General features: G+C 47.4%; 7 protein-coding genes, 10 tRNA genes and 1 rRNA gene (1 of these 18 only partly in view). 6 read left to right on the forward strand and 12 right to left on the reverse strand.

The window, feature by feature from the left end; all coding sequences use genetic code 11:
• Nucleotides 1-3: 3 nt before the first annotated feature.
• A complete protein-coding gene (locus CB4_RS17455; RefSeq protein WP_096467031.1) occupies nucleotides 4-264 on the forward strand; it encodes a spore coat protein CotJB in 261 nt (86 codons plus the stop codon).
• Between the two features lie 27 nt (nucleotides 265-291).
• Nucleotides 292-861, forward strand: coding sequence for a manganese catalase family protein (locus CB4_RS17460; RefSeq protein ID WP_096467032.1), 570 nt, complete (start codon nucleotides 292-294; stop codon nucleotides 859-861).
• 43 nt (nucleotides 862-904) lie between these two features.
• Here the strand turns inward: CB4_RS17460 and CB4_RS17465 are convergent, their stop codons facing one another.
• On the reverse strand, nucleotides 905-1,474 hold the full coding sequence (locus tag CB4_RS17465; RefSeq protein ID WP_096467033.1) for a nitroreductase family protein: 570 nt from the start codon (nucleotides 1,472-1,474) through the stop codon (nucleotides 905-907).
• A 136-nt stretch (nucleotides 1,475-1,610) separates the two neighbouring features.
• Between CB4_RS17465 and recU the strand changes: the two genes are divergently transcribed.
• The 4 genes from recU (at nucleotide 1,611) to CB4_RS17485 (ending at nucleotide 5,841) form a co-directional block, all read left to right on the forward strand.
• Nucleotides 1,611-2,225 carry a Holliday junction resolvase RecU gene (gene recU, locus CB4_RS17470; RefSeq protein ID WP_096467797.1) on the forward strand — a complete coding sequence of 205 codons (615 nt, stop codon included), beginning with the start codon at nucleotides 1,611-1,613 and terminating at the stop codon, nucleotides 2,223-2,225.
• 10 nt (nucleotides 2,226-2,235) lie between these two features.
• A complete protein-coding gene (locus CB4_RS17475; RefSeq protein ID WP_096467034.1) occupies nucleotides 2,236-2,649 on the forward strand; it encodes a DUF309 domain-containing protein in 414 nt (137 codons plus the stop codon).
• 211 nt (nucleotides 2,650-2,860) lie between these two features.
• On the forward strand, nucleotides 2,861-4,150 hold the full coding sequence (locus CB4_RS17480) for an FAD-dependent oxidoreductase (RefSeq protein WP_096467035.1): 1,290 nt from the start codon (nucleotides 2,861-2,863) through the stop codon (nucleotides 4,148-4,150).
• A gap of 140 nt (nucleotides 4,151-4,290) precedes the next feature.
• Nucleotides 4,291-5,841, forward strand: a complete 1,551-nt coding sequence (locus CB4_RS17485) for a copper amine oxidase N-terminal domain-containing protein (RefSeq protein WP_096467036.1) — start codon at nucleotides 4,291-4,293, stop codon at nucleotides 5,839-5,841.
• Nucleotides 5,842-5,988: 147 nt separating this feature from the next.
• On the opposite strand, the gene CB4_RS17490 is transcribed toward CB4_RS17485, so the two are convergent.
• The 11 genes from CB4_RS17490 to CB4_RS17540 form a co-directional block, all read right to left on the reverse strand.
• Nucleotides 5,989-6,061: transfer RNA gene (locus tag CB4_RS17490), tRNA-Ile, on the reverse strand.
• An 11-nt stretch (nucleotides 6,062-6,072) separates the two neighbouring features.
• Nucleotides 6,073-6,161 (reverse strand) — tRNA-Ser (locus tag CB4_RS17495).
• Nucleotides 6,162-6,175: 14 nt separating this feature from the next.
• A tRNA-Trp gene (locus CB4_RS17500) sits at nucleotides 6,176-6,249 on the reverse strand.
• 71 nt (nucleotides 6,250-6,320) lie between these two features.
• Nucleotides 6,321-6,394 (reverse strand) — tRNA-Met (locus tag CB4_RS17505).
• Nucleotides 6,395-6,406: 12 nt separating this feature from the next.
• Nucleotides 6,407-6,483: transfer RNA gene (locus tag CB4_RS17510), tRNA-Arg, on the reverse strand.
• A gap of 12 nt (nucleotides 6,484-6,495) precedes the next feature.
• Nucleotides 6,496-6,569: transfer RNA gene (locus CB4_RS17515), tRNA-Gly, on the reverse strand.
• 31 nt (nucleotides 6,570-6,600) lie between these two features.
• A tRNA-Asp gene (locus CB4_RS17520) sits at nucleotides 6,601-6,677 on the reverse strand.
• Between the two features lie 24 nt (nucleotides 6,678-6,701).
• Nucleotides 6,702-6,774 (reverse strand) — tRNA-Thr (locus CB4_RS17525).
• Nucleotides 6,775-6,780: 6 nt separating this feature from the next.
• Nucleotides 6,781-6,857: transfer RNA gene (locus CB4_RS17530), tRNA-Glu, on the reverse strand.
• Between the two features lies 1 nt (nucleotide 6,858).
• Nucleotides 6,859-6,934, reverse strand: a tRNA-Asn gene (locus CB4_RS17535).
• Nucleotides 6,935-7,060: 126 nt separating this feature from the next.
• Nucleotides 7,061-8,828 (reverse strand): 23S ribosomal RNA (locus CB4_RS17540); it runs 1,171 nt beyond the window's last position.

An 8,828-nucleotide genomic window follows, 5' to 3' on the forward strand; every position in this document is an offset into this window, starting at 1 on the left:
ACAATGAAAGAAAATGAAAAGAAATACTATGAGCTGCTTCACGAGCTTCAGGAAACTGATTTTATTATCGTAGAATTGAATCTCTACCTTAACACGCATCCAAACGATCAGGCAGCTATTGCTCAATACAATGAATACGTCCAGAAAAGTATGCATCTGAAAAACCAATTTGAATGTCTATTCGGACCTCTTACAAGCTTCGGGTATAGCCTGTCACCCACTCCATTCATGTGGAAAGATCAACCATGGCCATGGCAAGTATAACCATTCATTCGAAGGAGGCGGTCTGTTGTGTGGGTATATCAGAAAAAACTACAACACCCGGTTCGTGTCAGCAAATGCGACCCATGTATGGCCAAGTTTTTAGTTGAACAGTATGGCGGCGCAGACGGTGAACTCGCTGCCGCACTCCGCTATCTAAACCAGCGTTATACGGTTCCACCCAAAATCATCGGACTTCTGAACGATATCGGCACCGAAGAACTCGCCCACCTGGAAATGATTGCGACCATGGTATATAAGCTAACCAAAGACGCGACCCCGGATCAGCTGAAGGCAGCCGGTCTGGGCGAGCATTATGCAAACCATGACAAAGCACTGTTTTATACGAATGCTTCAGGTGTTCCCTTTACCGTCTCGTATATCGCGGCTAAAGGCGATCCGATCGCTGACCTGTACGAAGATATTGCCGCCGAGGAAAAAGCGCGGGCGACCTATCAATGGCTCATTGACATGACAGATGATATAGACTTAAAAGACTCGCTTACGTTCCTCCGTGAACGAGAAATTATTCACTCGCTACGCTTCCGGGAAGCAGTCGAGATTCTAAAAGAAGATCGAGCGCAAAAGAAAGTTTTCTAATAGAAAAAGCGGACAGATGATTCATGTCCGCTTTTTTCCTTTTTTATGAGGTGAGCCATTCTATTTTCGTTTCCAGGCGCATACGGACACTGGTTCGCTCCACCTGCGGACGCCCAATGTACAGAAGCGCCACCATTTCATCATGGTCTCCAAGCCCGAATGCCTCTTTCATCCGCACGTCATAACACGGCGCACCCGTACGCCAGATCGCACCATACCCAAGCGCATGCGCAGCCAGCAACATATTTTGTACGCAGGCCGTTGTAGCTGCTACCTCTTCCCTGCGCATCACATGCTCTCCTTCTGTTGGTACGCAAGCAACAGCAATGACAAGCGGTGCACGGTGAGCCTTCTTGGTGCCTTTTTCTCTCAATTCAGCTGCTTCTGCTCCTTCGGCTCCCTTTTCCTCAATAGAAATGCGTGCGTATGCTTCGCCAAGACGATTACGTCCTTCTCCCGTCATGACGAAAAATTTCCACGGCTGTGTATTATGATGGCTCGGTGCCCAGTGTCCCGCCTCAAGGATTTGTATGATGTGTTCACGGGGTACCAATTCATCCACGACCTTTCCAATCGTACGACGTGTTTTAATAAGTTCTAACAAGTCATCCATTTCATTTCCTCCTTGTAATACAGACCCTTCTTTGTATTATACTTGTATCTAAAACGTTCCGCTTCTGATAAGATACATGACGAAGAGGAAGAGGTGAACAATCGTGAGAAAGATCCGCTATCCAAATGGCAAACAAATGCCAGATACCCCCGCATCCTCCTATGTGCCAGAGCGTATGAAAGCGAATGAGTTCCTCGCTATGATGCAGGCAAAGCAGCAAGGAGCCGCCAATCGGGGAATGACACTTGAGGAAGAAGTTAATGAAAGTAATCAATACTATGTAGCACAAGAGATTGCTGCTGTGCATAAAAAACCGACCCCTCTCCAAATTGTGAAAGTAGACTACCCATCCCGTTCAGCTGCGGTCATCCGGGAAGCGTATTTCCGCCAGCCTTCCACAACGGATTACAACGGTGTATACCGGGGTCGTTATATCGATTTTGAAGCAAAAGAAACGCGCAACCAGACGTCGCTGCCACTGAAAAATTTTCATGAGCACCAAATTAATCACATGCGTCTTGTACATAAACAAGATGGGATCGCCTTTGCCATCATACGCTTCACCATGCAAGCTGAGACATATGTACTCGATGCTTCCCACGTCATCCGTTTCTGGGATGACGCACACCAGGCCGATGGACGTAAATCCATTCCGTATGCGTACATCGCTAAAAACGGTCACCGCATCCAGGAAAGCTATCGCCCCCGGCTTGATTATTTGTCTGTCATTGACCGCTGTTATTTCAGCTAAGGAGCCTACTATGTACGATCGCTTGTATGTTGAATATGTATACTATTTTAATGTGGAAAAAGATTATTATGAGTGCCACGAAGTAATGGAAGAATACTGGATGCAAGAAGGCCGCAACAAGTTGCTGCAGGCGCTACTACAGGTTGCCGTTGCGCTGCATCACTTTCGCAATAACAATGTAGAGGGCGCGATTCTGCTTTTCGAAGCCGCTTTAGCCAAAGCCAGTACTCCATGGCATGGGAAACTCGGCATTGATGACCGCCAATTATTTGCTGAAGCGGCACAATATGTGGAGAGATTGCACAACTATGAGGAGAACCCATTTCCCTTCTATCCACTTACTCTTCTAATCACCGACCCGGATCTTGCAGCCGCTACTGCTTCCTGTGCTCCCTCCGGTGTAGCTGAAGAAGACAAATTTTAGCTGTTATTTTTACGAGTGCGATTCAGCGCTCGTTTTTTTTGTGAATGAGAAGGTTGACAACTTTATACTGCCTGCATATAATGAAATCACAAGTTATTAATAATGATTTTAAATTAATACCAAATAGAAACAACTACTGACTGTACTATTCATCTTTTTAGAATTCATGTAAATAATAGAACGAATACGCTATAACCAGGAGGAGATAACAATGGAATCCAATGTAATTGTATACACAAGCCACGGTTGCCCATACTGCAAAAAGGTAAAAGAACAACTAACCGCGTGGGGAATCTCTTATGAAGAACGTAATGTATCAGAGAACAAGGAGTACTTCGACCAGCTACAGCAAAAGAAAATTTTTGGTACACCTGCTACTTACATCAATGGCAAGCTCGTGCTCGGCTTCCAGGAACCGAAAATGCGTAAGCTTCTGGAGCTTCCTGATGACTACGAAGGTCCGGTCTCTGGTGTTGCTACAAGCGAGAATGAAGTGTCTGCCGCTCCGTCAGACAGTCAAGAAGAAGGGATTTTCAAATCTGTTGATGCGAGTATTCTGGATGACGTATACGATCTTGTCACGATCGGTGGTGGACCAGCAGGTGCATCAGCAGCGGTATACGCAGCACGTGGTCGCCTGAAAACACTCGTGATCGACAAAGCACCATCAGCCGGTACACTTGCGATTACACATAAAATCGCCAACTATCCGGGCGTTAAAGAAGAACTGACCGGCCTTGAACTGCTCCAACGCATGCAAGAGCAAGCACATGATTTTGGGGCGATATTCGTTCGTACCAATGTCCTGTCTGTTGATTTCTCTGATCCGGAAATCAAAAAGCTCGAAGTTCCAGAAGGAACAATTAAAGCGAAAAGTGTATTCATCGCTGTTGGTGCCAAAGCGCCATCAAGCAAAATCAAAGGCGAAGAAGAATTTACAGGCCGTGGTGTAAGCTACTGCTCAACATGCGACGCCGCTTTCTTCCAGGAGCGTACTGTTATCGTTGCCGGTGACAATGAAGAAGCTGTGCATGAAGCAGAAACCCTGTCCAAATTCTGTAAGGAAGTACGACTCCTAATTCCGACAGGCATCCTGAAAGGTGATGTTGATCTGTCGACTCTTGAATCTAAAGATAACGTGAAAGTTTATAAAAAATACCGTGTCAAAGAAATTGTCGGTGAAAACAATGTTGAAAAAGCGATCATTCAGAACGATCAGAAAGAGCTAGAAACGTGGGACGTCGATGGTGTCTTCCTGTATCTCGCAGGCATGAAACCAGGTACCGACTTTCTAAAAGGTGCCGTCAAACGCGATTCAGAAGGCTATATTGATGTAGACGAATCTCTACAAACAAGCGTAGCCGGTATATTTGCAGGTGGTGATGCACGCCGCACCCCGATCAAACAGGCGGTTCTGTCCGCCGCTGACGGCGCAATTGCAGCGCTTGGAGCGGATAAGCATGTAAACAAGCGTTCCCAGCTCCGTCCACAGTACAGCTAACTCATTTCCCTGCTCCTCCCTTTGAGCGATCTCAAACGTTGTACCCTGACGATTGAGATCGCTCTTTTTGTTGTAAAAATTTTCATAATCTATTATGATGAGAGAATAAAAGAAAAAATTACCTTAAATGGAGGAGAAAGATGAGACACGGCAAACAATGGGGACTGGCTTTTTTAGTACTTATCCTTACTCTACTCTCTGGCTGTTCCGGGGATGCTCTCACCCTGCGCAACTCTTTTGTGAAAGCGGCTTCCCAACCAAACTATGATTTTCAAAGCACCATTCGGGTGACAAGCAAGGATGCAGACAATATGCTACAGCTTGCCCATATGATGAATCCAACCGATAAAGAACTTCAGGATGCAGGAGAAATTCTTAAAACGATGCGCGAAGGGATTACGCTCAAAGGCTCTCAGTATGACCGCCAACATGCGAGTATGACCATGACGTTAAATCATGACAGCCTTCTTCGTAAGGAGAAATTATGGACAGGCGACCAAAATGCATCGCTTACCGTTCTACTTTCTCCAGAGGCCGCTTATGTTAAAACTCCACTTGATTCTAAGTACCTGTTTGCCTCTCTTGCACCTAAAACGTCTGAAATCAATCCGGAAGTGTTTGCCCAGCTTCAAAAGCGTGTGAATGAGATGACAGTTGCTTTTATTCAAGAATACAGTGAGAAGCATAGCTATAACTTGCCTCACATTCAGAACAAAGGAAGTGTGTCGGTCACACTGCCAAATGGACAGTCTACGACGGCTTCTCATATTACTGTTACGTTGAATATAGAAGAAATGACTGCCTTATTTTATAGCATCGCGAAAGACGCCGCAGATGATCCAAAAGTGCGTACGTTCCTGATGAATATTGTGCAAGAAATGAGTAAACTTGATCCAAGCCTTGCTTCTACAAATGAAATCTCCGAAGATATTTTAGCGCAAAATTTCGCCGAAGCACTTGGAGAAATCAAGAAAATGGAAAAGCAATATCCACCGAAAAAAGTTGCGGAAATGGCCCGTGAACAAGGTCTGCAATCATTTTCTTTCACATTCGACTATTTTGTAGATGCTAATAATCTTCCTGTTCGTTCCACTAGTAAGCTTGATTTTGTGTTTAAAGACAAAGATGGAGCACTGCCAGAAGCCATTCAATTAAGTGTAGAGATTGATGATTACATGTGGAATTTTGGAAAGGCCACATCTATCGTCTATCCTGCCAAAACAGAAACAGTCGATGCTGAAAATTTAAAAGAAAATCACAAGCTGCTCAGCGCCTTTCATCCACAAGGTTTTCTACATGCGATACTGAAAGACGCCATTAGTGAAACAAAGGTACTATACGTAGCTCCTCTTTCTTCCGTAGATTCTTATAATCATTACTACTATGAGGGTAAACAGCTGTATCTTCCGCTTCGCTATACAGCAGAAACAGTGAATGCAGAAGTAAACTTTGATCCGGTATCTCAACTTGTCATTATCAAGAAAGGAGGGCATACTTATAAAATAAAAGCAGGAAGCAAGCAGGTTCTTAGAGAAGACGGTACTTCCGCTTCTATGCCCGCTGCCGCCTCTGAGAAAAACGGCAGTATATATGTACCAGCCTCTTTCTTTGAGACATTTTTAGATGCTTCCTATAGTATTACAGATGATACCGGTAATGATCTTTTGCTTACCTTTACATTGAATATGTAATAAAAACAAAGCTGTCCCATGAGCTAGTGGGACAGCTTTTCTTGATATCGACAACGTTTAGTGGTGAGTTCTTTCTCAAAAATAAAAACGCCATATTCCAAAAATATATTTCCTGGAAAATGGCGTTGCCTATTACAAGGTAAGTTATGGGCCCTGCAGGACTCGAACCTGCGACCAATCGGTTATGAGCCGACCGCTCTACCAGCTGAGCTAAGGGCCCTGGCTAATAAATGGCGGAGGGAGCAGGATTCGAACCCGCGTGGGCTTGCACCCTAACGGTTTTCAAGACCGCCCCGTTATGACCACTTCGGTATCCCTCCGCAAAACTAAAAAATGGCAGGGGCAGTAGGAATCGAACCCACACTGGAGGTTTTGGAGACCTCTGTTCTACCGTTAAACTATGCCCCTGTAATTACTATATAGTATGCATTTACTTTACCTTACAAAACTAAAATATTCAAGATATGCAAAGAAGAAAATAGCGGCAGAGGGGATCGAACCCCCGACCTTACGGGTATGAACCGTACGCTCTAGCCAGCTGAGCTACGCCGCCAAACTATATAAATGGCGTGCCCGGAGAGACTCGAACTCCCAACCTTCTGATTCGTAGTCAGACACTCTATCCGATTGAGCTACGGGCACATATAAACACTATGGAGCGGGTGATGGGAATCGAACCCACGTATTCAGCTTGGAAGGCTGATGTTCTACCATTGAACTACACCCGCATACATACATGAAATTACTTCATTGAATTAATGGCGGAGCCGACGGGACTCGAACCCGCGACCTCCGGAGTGACAGTCCAGCGTGAACTCCAACTTCACCACGGCTCCATGATATAAGCTTAGAAAAAGAAATGCCGGCGAAAGGACTTGAACCCTCAACCCCCTGATTACAAGTCAGGTGCTCTACCAGTTGAGCTACACCGGCATAAAATGGTGACCCGTAGGGGATTCGAACCCCTGAATGCATGCGTGAAAGGCATGTGAGTTAAGCCGCTTCTCCAACGGGCCATGGCTCCGCAGGCCGGACTCGAACCAGCGACCGATCGGTTAACAGCCGATTGCTCTACCGACTGAGCTACTGCGGAATAGTGCCATATGAAAGTGTTGTAGCACCTTCAAAACTGAATCGAAACGAAACGTAATGCACATGGATGTGCGAACATCGGCGTTGCAACAGGACGTTGCGATTTTAGCCGATGCTCCTCTGTGTATTGGTTAAGCCCTCGACCGATTAGTATTCGTCAGCTCCGCACATTGCTGCACTTCCACCTCGAACCTATCTACCTCATCATCTATAAGGGGTCTTACCAGCTTATGCTGTGGGAAATCTCATCTTGAGGGGGGCTTCACGCTTAGATGCTTTCAGCGCTTATCCCGTCCGCACATAGCTACCCAGCTGTGCTCCTGGCGGAACAACTGGTGCACCAGCGGTGCGTCCATCCCGGTCCTCTCGTACTAAGGACAGCTCCTCTCAAATTTCCTGCGCCCACGACAGATAGGGACCGAACTGTCTCACGACGTTCTGAACCCAGCTCGCGTACCGCTTTAATGGGCGAACAGCCCAACCCTTGGAACCTACTTCAGCTCCAGGATGCGATGAGCCGACATCGAGGTGCCAAACCTCCCCGTCGATGTGGACTCTTGGGGGAGATAAGCCTGTTATCCCCAGGGTAGCTTTTATCCGTTGAGCGATGGCCCTTCCATGCGGAACCACCGGATCACTAAGCCCGACTTTCGTCCCTGCTCGACTTGTAGGTCTCGCAGTCAAGCTCCCTTGTGCCTTTACACTCTGCGAATGATTTCCAACCATTCTGAGGGAACCTTTGGGCGCCTCCGTTACCTTTTAGGAGGCGACCGCCCCAGTCAAACTGCCCGCCTGACACGGTCCTTCATCCCGGTAAGGGATGCAAGTGAGAAGGCCAGCATTGTCAGGGTGGTATCCCAAGGACGCCTCCCCCGAACCTGACGGTCCGGCTTCAACGGCTCCCACCTATCCTGTACAAACAATACCAGCATTCAATATCAGGCTGCAGTAAAGCTCCATGGGGTCTTTCCGTCTTGTCGCGGGTAACCTGCATCTTCACAGGTAGTATGATTTCACCGAGTCTCTTGCCGAGACAGTGCCCAAGTCGTTACGCCTTTCGTGCGGGTCGGAACTTACCCGACAAGGAATTTCGCTACCTTAGGACCGTTATAGTTACGGCCGCCGTTTACTGGGGCTTCGGTTCAAAGCTTCGCCTTGCGGCTAACCTTTCCCCTTAACCTTCCAGCACCGGGCAGGCGTCAGCCCCTATACTTCGCCTTGCGGCTTCGCAGAGACCTGTGTTTTTGCTAAACAGTCGCTTGGGCCTTTTCACTGCGGCCCCCTCGCGCTTTGACACGCTACCGGGGCACCCCTTCTCCCGAAGTTACGGGGTCATTTTGCCGAGTTCCTTAGCAAGAGTTTTCTCGCGCGCCTTAGGATTCTCTCCTCGCCTACCTGTGTCGGTTTGCGGTACGGGTACCTCACTCCTCGCTAGAGGCTTTTCTTGGCAGTGTGAGATCAGGGACTTCGCTACTAAAATTCGCTCGCCATCACAGCCTGGCGTTAGAGTGTACGGATTTGCCTATACACACGCCTCACTGCTTGGACAGACATAACCAGCAGTCTGCTCACCCTACCCTCCTGCGTCCCCCCGTTGCTCAAACGGAGTGGAGGTAGTACAGGAATTTCAACCTGTTGTCCATCGCCTACGCTTTTCAGCCTCGGCTTAGGTCCCGACTAACCCTGAGAGGACGAGCCTTCCTCAGGAACCCTTAGGCTTTCGGCGGAAAGGATTCTCACCTTTCTTTTCGCTACTTACACCGGCATTCTCACTTCCTGCCGCTCCACCAGTCCTTCCGGTCTGACTTCACTGCTGCAGGAACGCTCCCCTACCACTGACACCAACGGTGTCAATCCACAGCTTCGGTACTACGCTTAGCCCCGTTACATTTTCC

It is taken from the genome of Aneurinibacillus soli (assembly GCF_002355375.1).
GTDB lineage: Bacteria > Bacillota > Bacilli > Aneurinibacillales > Aneurinibacillaceae > Aneurinibacillus > Aneurinibacillus soli.

Bases quoted from the DNA above. Each gene is read 5' to 3' on its own strand.
- CB4_RS17485 (WP_096467036.1), top strand. From the start codon at position 4,291: ATGAGACACGGCAAACAATGGGGACTGGCTTTTTTAGTACTTATCCTT.
- recU (WP_096467797.1), top strand. From the start codon at position 1,611: ATGCCAGATACCCCCGCATCCTCCTATGTGCCAGAGCGTATGAAAGCG.
- CB4_RS17475 (WP_096467034.1), top strand. From the start codon at position 2,236: ATGTACGATCGCTTGTATGTTGAATATGTATACTATTTTAATGTGGAA.
- CB4_RS17465 (WP_096467033.1), bottom strand. From the start codon at position 1,474: ATGGATGACTTGTTAGAACTTATTAAAACACGTCGTACGATTGGAAAG.
- CB4_RS17455 (WP_096467031.1), top strand. From the start codon at position 4: ATGAAAGAAAATGAAAAGAAATACTATGAGCTGCTTCACGAGCTTCAG.
- CB4_RS17480 (WP_096467035.1), top strand. From the start codon at position 2,861: ATGGAATCCAATGTAATTGTATACACAAGCCACGGTTGCCCATACTGC.